A 20451-nucleotide genomic window follows, 5' to 3' on the forward strand; every position below is an offset into this window, starting at 1 on the left:
GGGAAATCCCGCTTTCATTTTTCATACTGGTAAAGAGCAGTAGGTACCAAAAGGATGGCAGTAGGATGGTTCCCCCGTATATTTTTATTGCCATGCAGCAACCGATGATTGGAAAACTGATCGTTTCCCTGTTCCTCATGGGCATGGGCACCCTATGGGCCCAAGATCCTACGGGACAGGTCGATTCCCTATTGGGACTGGAATATTATGTGCTGTTTGAACGGATCAGAAGCTCAGGGAAGGATACTATAGCCCGCGGTAGTTATCTGAAGGCCTATCTGGAGAAGGCCAAGAAAGAAAACAATGCCACCCAGTGGGTGCAAGGCTATAAAAACTACCTTCACCGTTCTTCTGGCAAGGCCAGGCTCGCGTATGCGGACAGTATGGTTTCCACCGCCAAATCCGTCATGGACACTGCCTTGATCGGCTCCACTTATCTCACCAAGGGAATTGTGTTCTACAGCGAAAAAGAGTACAAACGGGCCTTGGAGAATTACCTCTTGGCCGATGAGTACCTGGCCCGTATCGATGATGCCTACCTGCACCATAAGCTTCAGTACAATATCGCCCTGGTCAAATACTACACCGAGCATTATGATGAGGCGGTCGTTTTGCTCAACAAGGGACTAGGGTATTTTAAGGAGCACAGTGTGCCCGGTTACCTCAATTCCCTGTTGCTCCTCGGGCGTTGTCACCAGCAGATGGAAAATTATGGCCTGAGCCGTAAGGTCAATACCTTGGGGATGGAAGAGGGGCAACGGCTGGAATTTCACAGCTTGGACAGGTATTTTGTACAGTCCGAGGGCATCAATTATGCCCTTCAGGGCGACTATCCCATGGCGATAAAGTATCTGGACAGCGGTCTACAGTTGATACGGTACAAGGGCAACGATTTTGCCAATGAGGTATTGACCGGGTTTTACTTGGGACGCTGCCATTGGGCATCGGGACAACGGGAAAGGGCGGTGAGATATTTTAAGCAGGTGGATACGGTCTTTATGGAGCGGAACTATATCAAGGCTGAACTGCTGGGAGCCTTTAGTTACCTAGCGGAATACTACGGAGCCCAAGATAGACCTGATCTTCAGTTGGCCTATCTGAACAGGCATATTTCGGCCATTGATTTTTTACGGGAACAGCACCAATACCTGGATGATAGGGTCAAGCATGGTTATGACCTAAAAAGTATCCAACGGGAAAAACAACACATTCTCGGGATGTTAAGCGTCAGGGAGAGACAGAAAAACATCGGTGTTGGGGTAGTGGTACTATTGTCCATCCTGATGCTTTGGTTGGCTTGGCACTACCGACGTACCCGAAAGCTGTACCAAAAAAGGTTTGAGGCCATCCTTGCCGGGGAAAACCCACCTGCCCGTAAGCCGGAAAAAATCCATAGTGTTCCATCACATCCTTTGGATATATCCCGGGAGAAGATAGATGCCGTATTGGTCCGTCTGGAACGTTTTGAAGTCCGTCGGGATTTTCTCGACCCCAAAATGTCCGCGGGTAAACTGGCGGTCCTGGTCGAAGTGAACGGAAAGTACCTGTCCCAGATCATTACCCACTATAAGGGAAAACGGGTAACAGAATACATCAATGATCTTAGGGTGGACCATATCATTGAACAAATGAAAATAGATCAAAAGCTGGCCCGTTATAGCAATCGTTCCCTTGCCGGGGAAGCGGGCTTCAATAGTGAACGCACCTTTATCAAGGCCTTTAAATCCCGGGTGGGCATTACCCCGATGTTCTTTATGGAGCGGTTAAGGACAAAATAAAACAAGGGGTGGTAGGGCATTGAATATCAATGCTTATTAGGCCTAACCCTGACAGCGGGCCATAATACTTTAGTTGTTTCTTGGGCGTGTCCCTAGGGACCGGGCTTTCCGTTGCAAGGCCTGATGGCAAGGATTCAGGGCTTTTCACTGCAATCCCTCACGCGATGGAGGTTGGGAAAATTGTGTTGCCGAACAGTTGCTGCCTGCCAGCAAGAGGATTACCATACCAAATCAGTCCAAATAAATTCATATAAATTTGTTTATCAGTATGTTACTTGATTTTGAGTTCATTTAAGTTCAAATAAAATCAGCTATTTGCGTGCAAATTTTTTTACCTTTGATTAGGATGAATACCAATATAAAACTTTCTTTAGATACGCATAGGAAGAAAAAAGATGCTATTATTTTACGATTAACTCATTTTCGAAAAACAACTTCCATAAGCCTAGGTCAATCTATAAAAAAGGAATTTTGGGATAATAAAAATGAGAAATTAAAAAGAGCATTCAAAGGCACTTCATCATTTAGTAAGCTAAATATCAACTCTTAAAAGAAAAGACCAGAGGGGTCGATATAATTAATGAGCTGAACGAAAAGGACGAGCTTAATTTTTTATCCATTTTACAGCTTATAAAGAAAATGGACTTGCAACAAAAAAGTGGACAACAGATAAGAGTCATGCCGCTGATTTTTGGTTATACATTTCGTTTTCAAATTCCTCTATGGTTTTATAGTCCAATGTCGAGTGTATCCTCCTTCTATTGTACCAGATCTCTATCCACTGGAGTATCGATAGTTCCGCTTCGGACCTGAAGCCATAATTTTGATGGTACACCCATTCGACCTTCAAGCTCTTAAAGAAAGATTCCGCCACTGCATTGTCCCAGCAATCCCTTTTCTGCTCATTGACTGTACCACTGTACCATTATGTTCTTTTAGGATATCGGTAAACTCGTAATTGGAATATTGCGAGCCCCTATCGGAATGGAAAATAAGCCTGTCCGTGATATCCTTCGACCTTACCGCCATCTTCCAAGCGGGAATTATGGTTTCTGTAGTCCCCAAGGTCTTGCCCATCGACCAGTTATCAACAATAAGACTAGTGGGAATTTGAATACGGGTGCTTTAAAAAAGGTAGATTTTGGTGTTCGGAAGTTTCCTTTTTTAATACATCAAACAGAAAGCCAAACATTTTTTGGAAAAAACCATTCTAAAATTCGATCTATTTTATGATACTCACGAATATCAATAAAAACGTGTAAATCAATGAAAATAAACAAAATAAATCATCCCTTTAAACACTGGATTTAAAATACCATTAAGAATACTGTCAAACCAATAAATTTCGTTCAATCTGCTTCCAAACAAACTTTAATGATGACATTACATTAATTTAGTTATATACTACTAGAGGTTAATCAAAAGCATTCTAAAATGGGCCGTAAGTTTTACAAAAAACCCCACAACTGGCGTTGGCAACGATTTTATGGATTGAAGAATTCCCAGACTTCTTTGGAGGAAGAACTGGAACAATACCATTTAGACAAATCTGGAGGCCATGTCCATGATATGTACTGGAACAACCTAAGGGACCCTTTGGCCGCTTTGAATGGTTATATTCCCGGTTTCCACTGTTGTGTTGATTGCTATTATAGCGACATTGGAATGGGAAGCCAAGAGGATATCTGCGAATACAATTATCAAAGGGTGTACGAGAAGGTCATCAGCCGGGAAAGGACGGTTCAGAAGTTAAATGTCGGCGATAAGCTGCCTTGGGATTCAAGTCTACAAAAACTTCAAAAGACCTTGGTGCCGGGAAACCAAATCGAGGAAAGACTGCACTCCTATTTTAAGGATTTGAATAATCTACCAGACACTATGGACAAGACCGTGGAATGCCTACGAAAAGCGATTGGTGATCTATCAAATATTGAAATAATCAGAAAGGCGGTAGGCCAAGAACATGGGGAGTTTATTGCAAAGTGGTGCAGTTTGTTGTCCCCTTTTTGGTTGAGAGGTCCCGAATCTTGGACACCGGAAAGCGGAAAACACATCCTTGATCACCTTTTCACAGCATACGATGTACCCAGTTTTCTCAATAAACAATGGTTCCCAAATACCAATGGTGGCTTTGAAAGAAATTACATTCCCTTCAAGTGGATATGCTGGCACTTGATTATTGGACAAGGTGGAAGTCTTAAGAACGCGTCAGAATACTTTGGATGGAATATTTCCAATAAATTCCAGCACTTTCTTAAAGACGCACCCAACACCGATTACCCCATGGAATCATGTCTCTATGCAGAAATACGAAGGTTGGGAGGGAACCAACAGGACTTCATGCGCATTATGTACAGTCGTTCACTGGTGATTGACCCGACGGAACGGACGTCCGATGAGGCTTATCGCAGATTTTGGAAAAACACGGTGGTATGGTTGATTAGGAACCGAGAGTCAATAAGCGACGAGGAAAGCAACCTAATAATTGATTGGGCTCTTCATCGATATACTGAAGCGACTCGTAATGGTAATGAAGCGGAATTTACATGGAAAGGGAGGACGGTGAACAACGTGCTCGCGGCCAGCGAGGAATATTTGGCCTCCCGATACTTGCCCTCATGGGTAGGATACCAATGGGAGGGGCATTATTGGGATTGGACCTTTACGGACGGGAAGGACAATATATGGGATTTTGTGGAACTGACCAACGGCAAACAATTGTATGAAGAAGGACGGATTATGCGCCATTGTGTGGGAACCTATGCAGGAAGGTGCGCCTCGGGCACTTCGGCAATTTTCTCCCTGAAAAAGAATGGAAACAGGGCCATTACAATCGAGATAAGTCCAAAGTTCCGCATATTGGTACAGTGCTTGGGCAAAGGCAACAGAAGACCTTCGGAGGAGGAATCCAAAGTGACCAAGCAGTGGTTGTCAAGTGTCTGTAGCAAAGATTTATAGGGAAATTTTCCACTTAAAAGATGACATTTGCTACATTTGGTTATATACCATAAAAACAAGATGAAACCAACCTTTTCCACTCTTCTAGTCATTCTCCTTTTTAAATGGTCCGGTGCACAGGAACTGCCCTTGGATAAACTTGACGAGGCCATAGCCGTCTACACCTCCAAAGTTGAAGATGCAGCCTTGTTGAACAACTGTGGCCATGCATTTGATGGCCCCGCCTTTCTATTGAAACAGGCGGAGAACAATTGGCTTGATTTTGCACTCTATATCAGCAGTAATTCCAAAAGCTCCATCGGCAGGGAAATTTACAGCCGATACGTCTTGTTGGGCCAATTGGACAACACCCATTTTGCCAAGGAAAAGGTCGAGGAAATCCTACAAAAAATCTCAAAGAACGTTTCCCGTAAAGGGATAAACTACAAATTGAGCATACTTAAATCGGATGAAATCAATGCTTTCGCCACTCTTGGTGGCTATCTCTATATCACTACCGGACTATTGGACTTTGTGGATTCCTATGACGAACTGGCCTTCATCATTGGTCATGAGGTTGCCCATGAGGACCGATTGCACACCCAGCGTAAAGTGACCAAGCTCACACTCTCCACTGATCTAGGGGATATGACCCGAATGGAAGGTTTTGCGGAAATAGCTAGTAAAATCAACAAAACACTGGCCCCGCCCTTTGATCAAATTGACGAATATGAGGCCGACAAAGTCGGCTTTGAGCTTGCCAAGGCCGCAGGTTACGATGTGAACCGGTTTGCGGATTTCTTCAAAAAATTGGAGCGATATGAAAAACAGGATTTGCTAAGAAAGCTTACTTCGACACACCCCTTTGCAGAACATAGAAAGAACTGCATACACTCCTACATAGACAACAATAGATAAAAGAGATGTATTTAATTTACAATACGCGGTCGATACCCCTTGAGCCGGGGAAAAAGCTGACCATTGGAAGAAATGGACACGGTGCGGAGATTGAAGTGGACGGTGGAAGGGTCTCCCGGGAGCATGCCCAAATTGAAAGAAGATCAGAAGGGGTCTTTATCATCGACTTGGAGAGTGCCAATGGTACCAAGGTGAACGAAAAACGCTTGCAGCCCAATGTTTGGTCAAGTTTGAAACCAGGGGATATGGTCAATATCGCTTCTTTAACCTTTTACCTTTCCACTGAAAAACCTACCCAAAAAAAGGAACAAGAAGAAATTGAAAGACAAGGTCCATCCGATTTCAAACAAAAAATAATGGCGAAAGGGGTTTTAAAAGTTGGACGCCAAAAAAGTAATGACCTTGTTTTGGAAGACCCTACGGTGACCCGTGAACATGCCCTGCTGTCATATTCCCAGGGAAGTTTTTGGGTTGAGGACCTAGGATCCACCAATAAGACCTATCTAAACGGAAAAGAAGTAAAGACCAAGACAAAGCTGAACGACAGTGATACTATCACCATATCCTTTTACAGCATAACACTTGGTAATGGTCCCAGAGACCTAAGAAAAATCAAAAGTGCCATTATGGCCCGTGCCATCCAAAAAAAATACCCGAACAACAAAATCGGACTCCAAGATATGTCACTGGATATCCATCAATCCAAGTTCGTGGCATTGATGGGTCCCTCAGGTTGCGGAAAATCAACTTTATTAAAATGTCTCAATGGGGAGAATCCCGCCACTTCTGGGGAAGTACTGATTCATGGACTTTCGCTGGCAGAAAATTTTGGCTTAATCAAAAAAAAGATAGGATACGTACCACAGGATGATATTGTCCATAGGGAACTGACCGTTTACAAGACCTTGTTCTATGCCGCCAAATTGCGTTTACCGGATGATACGACCAATGAAGAAATCAATGAAAGAATAGACAAGGTCATCTCCGATCTAAATCTGGACCAAGACAAAGAGAAAGATATTCGGACTATAAAAGTAGGTAGTCTATCTGGCGGTCAACGCAAGCGTGTCTCCATTGCCGTGGAACTTTTGACCGAACCTACCATCCTCTTTTTGGATGAACCCACCTCTCCACTGGATCCTGAAACTATAGAGGGTTTCTTGACCAGCTTAAAAGAATTGGCACACAATGGGACTACTATAGTCATGGTCACCCACAAACCAGAAGACCTCAGTTATGTGGATGAGGTCATATTTCTGGGAGTACAGGGGCATTTGGTCTTTAAAGGATCAGCGGATTTATTGACAGCCCATTTTGAAGTGGGCAATATTGTAGAGGTTTACAGCAAAATGAGCGATTTCGAGGTGGTTGGTAAGTTTTATCAAAAACCGCCCAAGCAAAGTGTGCCTAGGACGATTAACCAGGAAATCAAAAAAGAGCGGAAAGACTCCCATTGGCTGCAATTGTTTTGGTTGATTTCCAGGTATTTCAGAATCAAGGTCAACGACAGGGGGAACCTCGGACTTCTCTTGGCACAACCTGTTATTATAGGTGGGCTTGTTTGTTTGGTCTTTGACAAGTTCCAGATAGGGGTTCTTTTCTTGATGGCCATTTCAGGGATTTGGTTCGGAGTCAGTAATGCCGCCAAGGAAATTGTCGGGGAACTTCCCATTTACAAAAGGGAGCGCATGTTCAATTTGGCCATCAATACATATATTCTTTCCAAATGGGCGGTTCTTGCGCTCATCGCACTGATTCAGACCCTAATTTTTGTGGGCATTGTGTATGTTAACTTTAAGTGGAACTCCCACCCCGACTTTGAAGAGATATTCCTTCGCTCGTTTTGGGGAAGCGCGGCATTCATGTTCTATATCTCCGTTTCGGCGTCACTCATAGGGCTTTGGCTCTCAGCGACCTTCAACAATACTGAAAAGGTGATGACAGTGGTGCCCATTGCATTGATGCCACAGATTATGTTGGCAGGGGTAATGACCAAAATAAACAATATCCTTGTGGAACTGTTGAGCTTTTTCACTTTGGGAAGATGGGGCACCGAGGGATTGGCACGGGTACAGGACGGGGCATCCCCGAATTTGGAAGGCACTGTCGATACCACACAATCCGTAATTGCTACAGTGGCACTGCCCCCTCCTGCCAACGGGGTACGGGATGCCCCTTCCTCAGCCCTTCGAATATTGGACCTTTATAATGAAAAACTGGTGGACCAAGGAAAATTGATAGGAAGTCTCTTTGATGGGTTTGATAGGAACCTTCTGGCCATCGCCATTCTCAGCATGCTTTTTTACCTGCTGATTTTCGTATCACTTAAAAAGAAGGATGCCCTATGAAAATAACAACCGAAATAAAGGCAACAGTCCTGTTTGCCGTCCTTTCTGTCATTATCTCATGTGCCAAGAGACCGGAATTCGTGGCCATCGACAACATTGCCATTTTGAATTCCAAAAATGACACCCTTATGGTAGGGATGGACTACATTGTTTACAACCCAAACAATGTCAGGACAAAATTGCGCCAATCCAGTATGGAAATCTACTATAGGGACTCGTTGGTGGGCAATGGATTCCTAAAGGAACAGATTGCGCTAAATGCAAATGATACCATAGGAATCCCTGTAAGCTGCAAAATAAGCCTAAAAAGGTTAAGCACATTTTATCCCGAACTGCTTACCTCGGACTCTTCGACTTTTGAGCTCAAGGGAAACGGAAAGGTCAGCTTTATGTTGAACTCTTTCAGTATAGGATTGGATGACCAAATTCATCTTAATACCAAAGAAGCTATTCTGACCCAGATTGAGCAAAACTTGGACTATGGTAAAAATTTTAAGTTACGCTCCATATCCAGTGACAAGCTACCTTCTTTAAGAAAAACGCAACTCAGACTCGAAATGGAGGCCATCAACCAAATGCCCATTGCATATCAAATCGATAGTTTGGAGCTGGGCTTTTATCTAGATAAGGCTAAAGAATCCGTAGCACATTGGACGTTGGAAGAACCATATGATCAGAAACCCATGGGGTCACAAATAATTCCTTTACAGGTTACCTTGAACAATCTGGACTTGTTGAAACAAATGAAATTCTCTTGGCTGACCGATCAAAAAGTGAATTTTGTTATTTTGGGGGAGGCACAAGTACTTATAGAGGGGTATAGGTTCAATGTGCCCATAGAAGACCTGCTTGAAATAAGTTTTTAAGAAAGCCTTTTGACCAAATGACTGACCAAGAACTTTTAAGCCAGCTAAAATCAGGTAACGAGGAATGCCTTGGGCAGTTATATGCCCATTTGGGGATGGTAAAAAGCTGGATTTGCAGAAACAATGGGAACGAGGAAGATGCGCTCGATGTGTTCCAAGAAGCGATAATCGTCTTTTACAAGAATGTCATATCGGGAAAATACGAGCAAAGAAGTAAAATAAGCACATACCTGTTTGAAATTTCCAAAAGACAGTGGCTTAACCAACTCAACCGAAGAAAGCGCCACGAGCAACCTAGGGAAGCCAATGGTTTTGAAAGCAAGTTTGAAGAAGAACTGATATATGAGGTTACCCACCGAGGGCCCAGATTAAAGGATTATTTGGGCAGGGCCATGTCACGCTTGGGGGAACCGTGCAAATCCCTTCTGGAAACCGCTATTTTTTTGGGCATGCGCATGGAGGATATCGCCGAAAGGTTCAACTACTCAAGCGCCCGGTCGGCAAGCCAGCAAAAATTAAGATGTCTCAAAAAGCTAAGGTCCAGCATTTCGTACGAGGACATAATCGCTTTAGAACAGTAAAATGATAGAGGATTTAAAGTACATAGCATTGATAGACAAGTACCTTCGAGGTACACTGGCCCCATCGGAAAAAGATGAGGTAGAGGAATTAATGCACCACAATCCCGATTTTGCCAAAGAGGTAAGGGTCTATGAAAAAATATATGAGGGAATAACCAAGAAAGAAAAGGCAGAATTAAAGAACCGCTTACGAAAGTACTATAAAGAGTATCAAGAAAACCAAGAAACTCCAACTTCAGACCGACCAAACGGAAGATATCGAAGACTTTTCATTTATAGTGGGGCAATAGCAGCCTGTTTGATAATCGGTGGGGCCATTTTACTGTTCAATCAGTACGGCCCTTCAACATCAAACACCGAACCCACCGTGGTGGACGTGGATACAACATCCACAATGAAGACCGATTCCATTTTTGATCTGGATGAGGGAAAACTGGTCGAAGAAAACAAGCTAGATAACCCAGATATTGATAGAGTGCAGGATAATGACAATCTGGTCAATCGAGAGAATACCGATGGTTTACAAAAACACGACAGTGTTCAAAATCCCAACACAGAGAGCGAGGTACAATTGGCTATTGGTGGTTACAAAACCCTTCCAAGCAGAGCGGTAAGAAAATATCAATCCTCTAGGTCCCTTTCCTATACTTTTCATGACGGTGTTTTCAAATTGTACGGTCGTCCATTGATGGGGAAATTGGAAGCCCTGTCCCTTAGGATTTTAAAGAACAAGGAATCTGGCTATTTTCTTAAGTATAAAAACGACTACTATGATCTGGAAAAAACAAAACGGAGGTTACCGTTGATAAAGGTTGATGCAAAGCGCAACAACAAGGGGGTGAATACACTTTTCAATAGACCCATTAAATCAGTTCCATCCCAAGAAGAGGTAACCGTGAACATTGTTGGCGTCCAAAATGCTTCAACTGTCCTATCGGAATTGTTGGTTAGGTTTGATAATGACAATAGTGGAGAACAAACATATTTTTTCAATAAAGAAGAACGGCAGTTGGAACTTATAATCCAAGCCGATCTGGATTTGGAAAAGGCAATGGTATACCGTGTGGAAGAAGCTGGACGATATTACTATTACCTGGTCCAGGACAGTCAAATTTATGCTTTGGATGAAGATGCAAAAGATGCGACGCCCTTAGTTACCGTTGATATTACCACGAACAGATTGGCACGCCTTTTTATAACAAGGGAACCCATAAAAACAGTAGTTTACGAAGAAAGATAAATGGGAATGGAAAAAAGAGACAAAATCCTTGCCCCGGCTCTCGTTCGCGGAAAATGGGGATATATCAATAAAGCGTGCGATTTTGAAATACCGCTCCAATTTGATAGGGCCTTTGGTTTTTATGAAGGCTTAGCGAAGGTAGTGCTTGGAGAAAAATGCGGCTTCATAAATACTGTGGGAGAATTCGTGATTCCTCCCATTTTTGACATAGATGGTTCCTATAATTTTTTTAATGATGGTTTTGTCAAGTTAAAACTAGAAGAGAAGTCCTTCATAGCAAATACAGATGGAGAAGAAATCGACGTAAATAAATTTGAAGAAATTTATGGGTTTTCAGAAGGTCTGGCCGCGGTCAAAACAAATGGAAAATGGGGATACATCAATAAACTTGGCGAAATGGTCATACCCCCAAAGTATAGCACTACCTACGAATTTCAAGAAGGTTTGGCCGAAGTCGAATTAAATGGGAAATGGGGCTACATCGACAAAATAGGTAACGAGATCATTTCTTTAAAGTATACCGATGCCTCGGAATTTTCAGAAGGTTTGGCCCGTGTAGAATTTGGAAACGGTTATGGTTTTATAGACAAGAGGGGCAATGAAACAATTCCTGGCAAATATGAGCATGCCAGTATATTTTCTGAGGGCAGGGTTGCCGTGGCGAAAGATAAATATTGGGGATATCTTGATGCCCAAGGAAATCCCATTACTGAATTTAAATATAATGAGGAACCCCCATTCCATTATGTGCTCAATGAACCCCAAGCTTTTTCTGAAGGCCTGGCAGCGGTTCAATTCAGTAACAAATATGGTTTCATCAATAGAGATGGAATCGAGGTCATACCATTCAAGTTTTCTATGACTCATGGTTTTAAAGACGGGTTTGCTTTCGTTGTAAATTCCCTTGGAGGCTTTATAAATAGTTATGGGGACGAGGTAGTTCCTTTAAGGTACTGGGAAGCCAAAAGGTTTTCCTACGGTTTGGCCCCGGTCAAATTTGAAAAAAAATGGGGCGCGGTCAATACCGACGGCGAAGAAGTCATTCCTATAAGCCTTGATTATTTGGGAATTTTCAGAAAATGCAGCTCACCCTTTGAACGGATAAAAGAATAGAAGTCGTAAAAAAAAGATGATATTTTCATTTTATGGTTATACATGTATGTAAACATGAACCAAACAGAAGATGAAGACCTTAAATTACATAAGCTTTAAATTACCCCCACTTTTATTGATTATTTCCTTCCTATTCTGGTTCCTAATATCAGGGATGAAACATGGATACTCCCAAAATGCACAAGAACAACGGTCAGTCATAGGATTTCACTGCTCTTTTTTCGGCAGACCAACAAAGTTGGTTTTGGAAATGGAGTTGGCCATAAAAAGATCGGAACATGAAAAGATCCGTGAGCTGCTTTTCTCGAATGATACCGGAAAAAGATATTTGGCGGTAGTGCTATGTGAGGCATTGGAAGAACAAAAAGTTATCAAATTGACCAATTTGGAGAAAGTCTACGTTAAAGGTCTCTATGATTCGGAAAGCGAGGTATCGTTTTGTGCTGGTTGTGCATTTTTCGAATCGCACAGTTTTAGGGACTTGCTCGGAGAGCATACCCGGTTTGGTGAAGAAGCCAGGAAATGGGCTTTCAAAAAAGTAAGTAGATCAAACTCTAATTATAACCATCAAAACTGAAATAATGAAAAAATTTGTTTTGATAGTATTCTTAATGGCCCTCGTTCCAAACATAGCCATGGCCAAAAGGGTCAGGGGTCTTTTCGGAAAAAGCGAACGCATAGAAAAAATTATGGATGTTGACATAAAGGGTTCGAATGGGGAAGATCTTTATTTAGGATATAAGACCACTTCCCAATTCTTCTTTATGGGAGTCTACATAAAGGATGATGGCTACGTTTTGGGCATTAAAGGAAAGTTTGGATCGTACTATCCACTGGATAACCAACAACTTTTATCCTTTCAAGAAAACGGTAGTCTCCCGAATCCTCTGCCGTCTTACGAAATACCATTTACGGATTGGCTATGGGGTTTTTCTCTTTGGATATTAATGGTAATATTGGCGGTGATTTGGTTCTTTCCAAAAAGCGGAAAGTCCCTTTATGAAAGGGGTTGTACATACTATTTTGGAAAAAATGTCAAAGTAGACTATTCCAAGGCTTTTGCATACTTTCAAAAATCGGCAAAAAAGAAATATGCCCCGGCGATATTCAATTTGGGAATCATGCACCTCAAGGGCCAGGGAGTGCCCAAAGACAATCAGAAAGCCGTTCCGCTATTTGAACAAGCATCGGATATAGGAAACACCAATGCAAATGTGACATTGGGCAACCTCTACTATGAAGGGGTGGAAATTCCGAAAGACTTGGGCAAGGCAAAGGTATGGTTCAACAAAGCTTGTGGACAAGGCCATGATGGGGCATGCAAAATGGTGGCTCATATCCAAGAACAACATTGATTTTTAGTACATTTAGGAAACGACCGAACAAACAACAAAAAACCTATGAAACTATCACATTATGAGTGGGACCCTGAAAAAGACCTAATCGCGGAAGGTGGATTTGCCGAGGTTTTCAAGGCACGTGATTTAAATACCGAAGGCAGGTATGTGGCACTAAAGATTTACAAAGAAGCCGTATCCAGGGGTACACAAGGGAGTACGGGACAGAAAAAGTACAGTCTGGAACAGGAGTTCTCCAAAATTGATGGGCTTTCTCATACGCATCTGATCACTTATTATGATCTCGAGTACATTGTCCACAAAGATGCCATGGGAAGAAATGCCAGCTATCCAGTTCTTATTATGGAATATGCTGGGGAGGGCACCTTAGCCCAGGCCATACAAAAAGGCCTGTCCCTAGAGGATTCCGAAAAAATCATTTTGGAAGTCGCCCAAGCCGTGGATTATCTTCATGGACAGGGTATCATTCATAGGGATTTAAAGCCTGGCAACGTTCTTTTCGGCAAGGATAGAGGCGGAAATAGAGTTTCCAAAATAACGGATTTTGGTATCAGTCAAGATGTCCTATCCGAAAAAACCATCCAACAGTCCATGACCGAGGGGGTAGGAACACCCCATTATATGGCCCCTGAGCAGTTCTTCAAAAAGAAGTTTGGATTGAATGGTGAAATCGGTGAACGAACGGACGTTTGGGCCTTGGGAATCATGTTTTACAAGATGTTGACGGGTAAACTACCTTTTGGTCATGGCAGTAAGGACTATGAACTGACCAGGGATAGTATCATTGGTGAAGAACCGGATTACTCAGAAGTACCAGAAAAATATAAAGCCATTTTACGAACCAGTCTTGAGAAAAATGCCATAGATAGATTTTCCTCTGTCTCTGGCTTCGTACGTGCGGTGAACGGAATCGATGATGGCGAGGGCACCATTTTTATTCCTTCAAATATATCCAAGGACAAAGGTAAAAGGAAAAAGGTCTGGCCTGCCCTGATAACATTCTTTTTGGTTTTGGGACTGGGCTTCGGGGGCTACGCTTTTTATCGCTCCAACAAGATAAATACGCTTTTGGCAGATGGGTGGAACCTTTATAAAGAAGGCAAATTCAAAGAGGCCTATGACATCTTTATTAAGGCCTCCGACTATGGGTCCGGAGAAGCCTTTTATTTCCTTTCCAGATTCAATCAAAATGGGTACGGGACAGAGGTCGATTACGAAAAGGGCTTTGAATATGCGGATATGGCCATTGATGCAGGATATGACCTGGCGAACTTTAATCATGGATGGGCCTATCAGAACGAACTCGGTGTGGATATGGACACGGTCGAGGCCAAAAAATTCTATGGAAAGGCAAAGAACAGCATTGTGACCTTAAGCGATGATGGCAACCCAGAGGCTCTAAATCTAAGGGGGTTAATGCACTTTTTTGGTTTTGTTATGGAAAAGGACGCGAGTAAGGCAAAACTGTATTATGAAAAAGCTTCTAGTAAGGGCCATCCAGCTGCAATCGAAAACCTAGCAATCCTCAATACGTCTGAAAAAAATTATAAGGAAGCGTTCGAGGGGTATGAAAAATGCGCGTCCATCGGCAGGTATTCTGGATATCGGGGCATGGCAAATATGTACAGGTTTGGTCAGTATGTGGCCAAAGATACTGTGAAGGCTTTGGAACTATTTACAATCGCTGCTGAGAACGAGGATATTATTTCCCAATTTAATCTGGGCATTTTCTATAAAAATGGAGTATTGGCTAAAACGGACCGCATAAAGGCAATACAATGGTTGACCAAAGCGGCAGATAAAGGACATTTGGGAGCTCAAAATGAATTGGGCACTTTATATTTCACCGATAAGAATTATCGAGAGGCCAAGAAATGGTTCCAATTGGCGGCCGATAAGGGAAATACGTTCGGAATGCACAATATGGGTCTTCTACACTATTATGGACGGGGTATTGCAAAAGACATAAAAATTGCAAAAGGTTGGTACCAAAAAGCCGCTGACAAAGGGTATGCCAACTCACAATACATGATGGCCAAAATCCTTGAATATGGGGAAGCGGATGGAACCGTAGATCTGCCCAAGGCAATAAAATATTATGAGCTTGCTGCTGGTCAAAATCAAGGTTCAGCTCTTTACGCTTTAGGCAGATTATATTATGAAGGAAAAGGAATAAACAAGGATTACGAAAAGGCCAAAGATTTTTTTACCAAATCAGCGGCCCAAGATATTTTAGCTGCAGACTTCATGTTGGGCACTATGGCTGAAAAGGGTTTGGCTGGGCCTGTAGACTATTTGGAAGCCGAAAGAAGGTATCTCAATGTAGCTACTAAAGGCCATCTCGAAGCCCAAATAAAATTGGCTGACCTGTATTACGACCTCAAGTTGGGCAAGGACAAAAAAGGAAATGCTACCCCGTGGTATTTGAAAGCCGCAGAAAATGGGGACTTGCACAGCCAATACAGGGTGGCGGTGATGTATTACAATGGCAAATATTATTACGCTGCCAAAAAATGGTTCCAAAAGGCGGCCGATCGAAATCATGCCAATGCGCAAAGTTATCTCGGCTATATGTACGACAGTGGCCTCGGAGGGTCTAAAAACATGAAACGGGCTTTTGAACTATATCAAAAGTCTGCCAAAAATGGTGATCGAGTCGGAATGTATAACCTGGCCTCTTGTTACTATAGTGGCCTTGGAACCGGAAAAAACACCTATCTGGCAAAAACCTGGTTTCAACGATCTTGTGAAAAGGGGTATAAAAAAGCCTGTGATTGGGTTGTTAAAAAATATTGAAGAAAATGGAAATTCAACTACCGGTCCGTTGCAATGAAATAGGCAGTAGGGAATCAAATGAGGATACCATATACCCTGCAATTCCAACCAAGGATTCCCGTCTGTTCATGGTATGTGACGGTGTCGGTGGCCAGGCCAAAGGTGAATTGGCATCCCGTCTGGTATGTAACGAAATGGCTTCCTTTATCAAAGATAACCCTTCCAGGGGAGTGCAAGATCCAGCCTATTGGTCGAAAGCCCTAGAATTTGTGGAAAATACCTTCCGTGAACATTTAAGAAACTTTCCGGAATCAAAGGGCATGGCAAGTACATTGAGTCTTTTGTATATATCAGGCCAAGTTGGAAAAGTGCAGATAGCTTGGTTAGGTGATAGCAGGATATACCATATACGTGATGGAGAAGTGCTCTACCGCACCAAGGACCATTCAGTTGTGGAGGCAATGTTGGATATGGGAGAGATTACGCCGCGGGAAGCAAGGAACCATCCCAAACGGCATATCATTACGAGGGCGATCAATGGCCTGAACCCATCCAAAGTAGATGTGAAAACCATCGAAAATCTTCAAGAGAATGATTTCTTTATGCTCTGTTCCGATGGAATCCTCGAGAATATAGACGAGGAAAAAATTGGAAAGTTGTTTAAAAAGGAAATTCCTGTTGAGAAAATATCAGCAATGATAACGGCCGAGGCAAAGGGAAACACGAAGGATAATTACTCCTTTTACCTAATAAAAATTGATAAGATATAGGTACTGCTTTGAGCCTTAAAAACTTCTATAGAAAATTTGAACGGATGAAAAATACGTATTTAAAAAATTCAGTCCTTATAATGATAGTTATGTTCCTTGGTTCCTTTGATTACCCAGTTGAACAACATCCAATCAGTATTAAAAAGAGCGGCGATTCCATGGAACTGAATACAGAAGGATTGTACTATGCAGAGTTCTTTGACTATGTCTTTCGGGGGCATTTTGAAAACATTGAAATGACCAGGGAGGACATGGAATTCCTATCCATATTCAGTCAATATCTAAGGGCTTTTGGAAAGCAGTGCCCTCAAGCACTACCCTATGATAAAGTTGAGATTATGGAAGATGTTTGCGTTAAGGAACGAGTCAAAACCGATGTTTTCGGGGTGGAGACGGATAGGATATGCGTGCAGTGGGAAACCGTTGGTACAGGAATCTATGCACGTCCTCAACTTTACGGGGCTTATTTGACCGTTCGTGACATACAGAACAGCGATGCACTAAAGACTACTATTGAGATTATGACCGATCCCAACGCCATGGGAAACACCGTTGATATGGCCCATAAAGCCAAAGGTCTGGCAACGGATATGACCATGATCTTCAATCTTAATCCCTGTTCCAGTCCCTCTATTGAGCGCCTTGAAGAGAATTTGCGATTGTTTGCACTGGACCGGCCGGCAATTCGAATGAAGGAGCGCAGCAAATATGAAAAAATGAAAAATTCAGGAGGGCCAAGTGGTGACCAAGACTTTGAAAGATTGATAGACGACCTAGTGGACGACCAGGCAAAAACTTGGGCATTCAATCGTTACGTTCCAAACAGTGTATCCGGTGTAAAAAAATATACAAATGCCAGAGGAAGACCCACAGAGCTGGTCGCAAATTACAGATACAACGGGTTCAAAACCAACAGTCCAGGAACTGTTAGGATCACCTTTGAAAAAGGTATTCCGAAATGTATCTATTTCTCCGATTTCCCGAATAATTGTAAAACACCAAATGCATCCATATTGGCTTCTTATGCGAAAGGAGAATATTCCAGGTAGATTTTTTGTGGAGATTCCTTTTTTAATGAAATTTATGAATATACTCCTATGGTTCAAAACATGAAAACCTGATTGAAAGAACATCTATGCCTCCATCCACTAGCAGTTGGAGAATGATATGAATGATATTCCCATTGGTTTTGGGAAGCAAAAAGTGAAAAAGAATCAGGATATTTACTCAAGTTTTAATGTAATGACTATCTGGTTTTTCTCTTTTCTTAAATCAAATTTTGAATTCCTTGAGAAGGTGACCATTATTCTCCATAGACAAAAATAGACCATACAATTATGGATATACTGGAAAGAACAAAAGACTACGCTATCAGAAAACATAAAAGTGTAAATCAAAAATATGGCGAGCATGATTATGATTTTCATTTAAACATGGTGTTTGAAACAGCTTTGAAATTTATACACTTGATAGAATTTGATGAACGGGAAAATGTATTGGCTGCTTGTTGGGTACACGATATTATTGAAGATGCAAGAGAGACCTACAACGATGTCAAGAGGGAGACAAATGAAACAATTGCTGAACTTGCTTATGCCTTGACAAATGAAAAGGGACGGACCAGGCAGGAGCGGGCCAATGACAAATACTATAAGGGAATCAGAGAGACCAAAAATGCTTCATTCATAAAGTTTTGCGATAGAATTGCCAATGTAACTCATTCAAAAAATAATGGTTCAAGGATGTTTAAAAAATACAAAGATGAGAATGAGGCTTTTACAACCAAAATATTTGTTCCTGAATGCGAAGAAGTCTCTGAATATTTAAAAAAAATATTGGAGGAGTAGTATGATATCAACTATGGAAAATAACGGAACACTCACCTTTTTGTTTAAGATTGATTTTTTTAAGCTTTTTGGTTTAGTTCTACAAAAACGGTAAAAGTTGACGTTAAGGCTATTTTAAGATCATATTTTCTTTAACAGTTATCGTGAAAATGAAAAACAGCAATGTTTTATATCGTAAAGGACTCGCCGAATCCGTTGAAATCTTTCCTTTTAATGGAAAGGTGTGTATAAGGGGGAACAACCACAGTGGTGAGCATTTGTTATACATCCCAAAGAATAAGGAAGAATATTAGTTGAAAAACCTGAGGTAGAAAAATCTTCTAAAAAGATTATTTCTATGGATAAGGAAAGAGAAATTGTCCCAAAAGCAACGGAAGGAAAAGCTTATTGCACTATTAACCGAAGCATTCTTTTACAATGACAAAAATCCTATGGTAGACATTCATTTCTTTTTCAAGAAGTATGAGGTTAAATTAGACGAGGAATATTGGCCAGATTCGGATAGGTTTTAAAGGAATATTTCTTAGAAACCTTACTCAAATATTTTTAAACCTTACACAGTGTTGGAGTCGTTCGTACTCACCTAAGAATTGAACTTCTTTTTGAAGTTTTTTAAAAGACTTCTTGGTCCGAAGAATTTAAAGGAATCTGCTGGTTTTTCACTCCAGTCTTTCACAACGGGCGATTTAAGGAACGGTTCTCCAATAATTACTACTTTCCCAAAGTGAGTCTCAATTGCGGTTTCTTTCGTGGTTTCGTAAATTCACCTTTTATGGGACATAGCTTCTTAAAGCTAAGAAGAAGTTAAAGAATGTAATAGATGATGTGATACTTTTTCAAAATATACTGCAAAGAGTGAAAAACATCAAAACAGACCAGTTTTTATCAAAAAAACCAAGTTTTATTTGAAACCAAAATTGCGTGCAAATTGCGTGCAGATGAAAAAAGCTTCAAAAGTCATAAACTCTTGAAGCCCTTGTAAACATTAGTGTAGAATACCGGATTCGAACCGGTGGACTCTTGCCTTCCAGAAAAGGGGTATGCTTCGATGAAAGGATTGGTTACTGGCGATGGTTCACTTGGAATTGATCGACTCCAACACAAAATCCGCTCTTTCCTGAACAGTAACCCTGGGAACCTCAATTAGGTCATATTGGTAGCCCCGATAGGTCTGGATCATTTTGTTGTAGGTGAACACCGATTCGTTCCAGTCCTGTGTCCGCTGGGCATCGGTATGGTAAATGTCCTTCCAAGGGGGCAGGATAAAGACCTGGGGATGGTATCTGCGGGTTTCGGCCAAGCTTTTCATTTCCTGGTCAATGGGAAGGCCTTCCAAAGCGGCATAGCAGAGGGCGTCCAAAAAGCCGCGGTCGAAAAATACGGGCTGATCGGTCCTGACGTCATGGAGGGTCTTTTCAAATTGGGCTTTGCAACCCTCGAACATCAGCTCCATATACCGTTTTCTATTTTTCCAGGGCAGGGCCTCCCCGTCGATGGCCTGTTGCGCCTTGATCAATTGGCGGGCCGTTTCGGGCACGACCTTAAAGCCGCGTTGACGTAGTTCCTCCAAAAGGGTGGTCTTGCCCACGCCAGGGCCTCCGGTAATTACATAAAACGGAAGGTGGTCTTTGCTTCGTTTCAAGGGTAGGGAATTTGGTTTGGTGTTGTCACTGTTATTTCGGGCTGCAATAATACAAACTTTCATGAAATCCAAAACTACTTGGGCAAGCTTTGGAAATAAGGGTTCCATCAATAGGTGGCCAAAGCTAAACGTCGCAGCCTGTTGCCGGACAAGGGACGGCATAAAACGGTTCCGTTGGTTTCTGCTTGTAGGGGAGGGGACATTTATTCCGTTTCCTTGCCGCTCCACAGCCTGTCTTCCGTTTGGTGCATCCGGCACATATTGTTTAACCTTAAATC

16 protein-coding genes and 1 pseudogene are annotated in these 20451 nt (G+C 42.1%); 15 read left to right on the top strand and 2 right to left on the bottom strand.

Annotated elements, in window-relative coordinates:
* Nucleotides 1-92 precede the first annotated feature (92 nt).
* Nucleotides 93-1778 (top strand): AraC family transcriptional regulator, encoded by a 1686-nt coding sequence (locus GVT53_RS02610; RefSeq protein WP_166247286.1) that lies wholly within the window; start codon nucleotides 93-95, stop codon nucleotides 1776-1778.
* 346 nt (nucleotides 1779-2124) lie between these two features.
* Entirely contained in the window at nucleotides 2125-2328 is a 204-nt protein-coding gene (locus GVT53_RS21230) for a hypothetical protein (RefSeq protein WP_166247287.1), read from the top strand.
* A 126-nt stretch (nucleotides 2329-2454) separates the two neighbouring features.
* Here GVT53_RS21230 and GVT53_RS21000 read toward each other — a convergent pair.
* A pseudogene (locus GVT53_RS21000) lies at nucleotides 2455-2870 on the bottom strand (integrase core domain-containing protein); the annotation flags it as partial.
* Nucleotides 2871-3212: 342 nt separating this feature from the next.
* Here GVT53_RS21000 and GVT53_RS02630 point away from each other — a divergent pair.
* The 13 genes from GVT53_RS02630 (at nucleotide 3213) to GVT53_RS02690 (ending at nucleotide 18531) form a co-directional block, all read left to right on the top strand.
* The gene (locus GVT53_RS02630; protein ID WP_166247290.1) at nucleotides 3213-4736 is read left to right on the top strand and encodes a PcfJ domain-containing protein; all 1524 of its coding nucleotides are present in this window, start codon (nucleotides 3213-3215) and stop codon (nucleotides 4734-4736) included.
* Nucleotides 4737-4796: 60 nt separating this feature from the next.
* A complete protein-coding gene (locus GVT53_RS02635; protein WP_166247291.1) occupies nucleotides 4797-5633 on the top strand; it encodes a M48 family metallopeptidase in 837 nt (278 codons plus the stop codon).
* 5 nt (nucleotides 5634-5638) lie between these two features.
* The gene (locus GVT53_RS02640) at nucleotides 5639-7981 is read left to right on the top strand and encodes an FHA domain-containing protein (RefSeq protein ID WP_166247292.1); all 2343 of its coding nucleotides are present in this window, start codon (nucleotides 5639-5641) and stop codon (nucleotides 7979-7981) included.
* Entirely contained in the window at nucleotides 7978-8847 is an 870-nt protein-coding gene (locus tag GVT53_RS02645) for an LEA/WHy family protein (protein WP_166247293.1), read from the top strand. The genes GVT53_RS02640 and GVT53_RS02645 overlap by 4 nt, the downstream gene beginning before the upstream one ends.
* Before the next feature lie 17 nt (nucleotides 8848-8864).
* Nucleotides 8865-9428, top strand: a complete 564-nt coding sequence (locus tag GVT53_RS02650) for an RNA polymerase sigma factor (protein WP_166247294.1) — start codon at nucleotides 8865-8867, stop codon at nucleotides 9426-9428.
* A 1-nt stretch (nucleotide 9429) separates the two neighbouring features.
* Nucleotides 9430-10668, top strand: a complete 1239-nt coding sequence (locus GVT53_RS02655; RefSeq protein ID WP_166247295.1) for a hypothetical protein — start codon at nucleotides 9430-9432, stop codon at nucleotides 10666-10668.
* A gap of 6 nt (nucleotides 10669-10674) precedes the next feature.
* Complete coding sequence (locus tag GVT53_RS02660; protein WP_166247296.1) at nucleotides 10675-11781, top strand: WG repeat-containing protein; 1107 nt, start codon at nucleotides 10675-10677, stop codon at nucleotides 11779-11781.
* Between the two features lie 154 nt (nucleotides 11782-11935).
* A complete protein-coding gene (locus GVT53_RS02665; protein WP_166247297.1) occupies nucleotides 11936-12358 on the top strand; it encodes a hypothetical protein in 423 nt (140 codons plus the stop codon).
* A 4-nt stretch (nucleotides 12359-12362) separates the two neighbouring features.
* Nucleotides 12363-13136 carry a tetratricopeptide repeat protein gene (locus GVT53_RS02670; RefSeq protein ID WP_166247298.1) on the top strand — a complete coding sequence of 258 codons (774 nt, stop codon included), beginning with the start codon at nucleotides 12363-12365 and terminating at the stop codon, nucleotides 13134-13136.
* A gap of 45 nt (nucleotides 13137-13181) precedes the next feature.
* Nucleotides 13182-15935, top strand: coding sequence for a serine/threonine-protein kinase (locus tag GVT53_RS02675; RefSeq protein ID WP_166247299.1), 2754 nt, complete (start codon nucleotides 13182-13184; stop codon nucleotides 15933-15935).
* Nucleotides 15936-15940: 5 nt separating this feature from the next.
* Nucleotides 15941-16684 carry a PP2C family protein-serine/threonine phosphatase gene (locus tag GVT53_RS02680; RefSeq protein WP_166247300.1) on the top strand — a complete coding sequence of 248 codons (744 nt, stop codon included), beginning with the start codon at nucleotides 15941-15943 and terminating at the stop codon, nucleotides 16682-16684.
* Nucleotides 16685-16764: 80 nt separating this feature from the next.
* Nucleotides 16765-17733: a hypothetical protein gene (locus tag GVT53_RS02685; protein WP_166247301.1), complete on the top strand. Its 969-nt coding sequence runs from the start codon at nucleotides 16765-16767 to the stop codon at nucleotides 17731-17733.
* Between the two features lie 288 nt (nucleotides 17734-18021).
* A complete protein-coding gene (locus GVT53_RS02690) occupies nucleotides 18022-18531 on the top strand; it encodes a phosphohydrolase (protein ID WP_205791862.1) in 510 nt (169 codons plus the stop codon).
* Nucleotides 18532-19606: 1075 nt separating this feature from the next.
* On the opposite strand, the gene GVT53_RS02695 is transcribed toward GVT53_RS02690, so the two are convergent.
* Nucleotides 19607-20431 carry an AAA family ATPase gene (locus tag GVT53_RS02695; RefSeq protein ID WP_240905122.1) on the bottom strand — a complete coding sequence of 275 codons (825 nt, stop codon included), beginning with the start codon at nucleotides 20429-20431 and terminating at the stop codon, nucleotides 19607-19609.
* Nucleotides 20432-20451 lie beyond the last annotated feature (20 nt).

The sequence above is a fragment of the Flagellimonas oceani genome (genome assembly GCF_011068285.1).
Taxonomy (GTDB): domain Bacteria; phylum Bacteroidota; class Bacteroidia; order Flavobacteriales; family Flavobacteriaceae; genus Flagellimonas; species Flagellimonas oceani.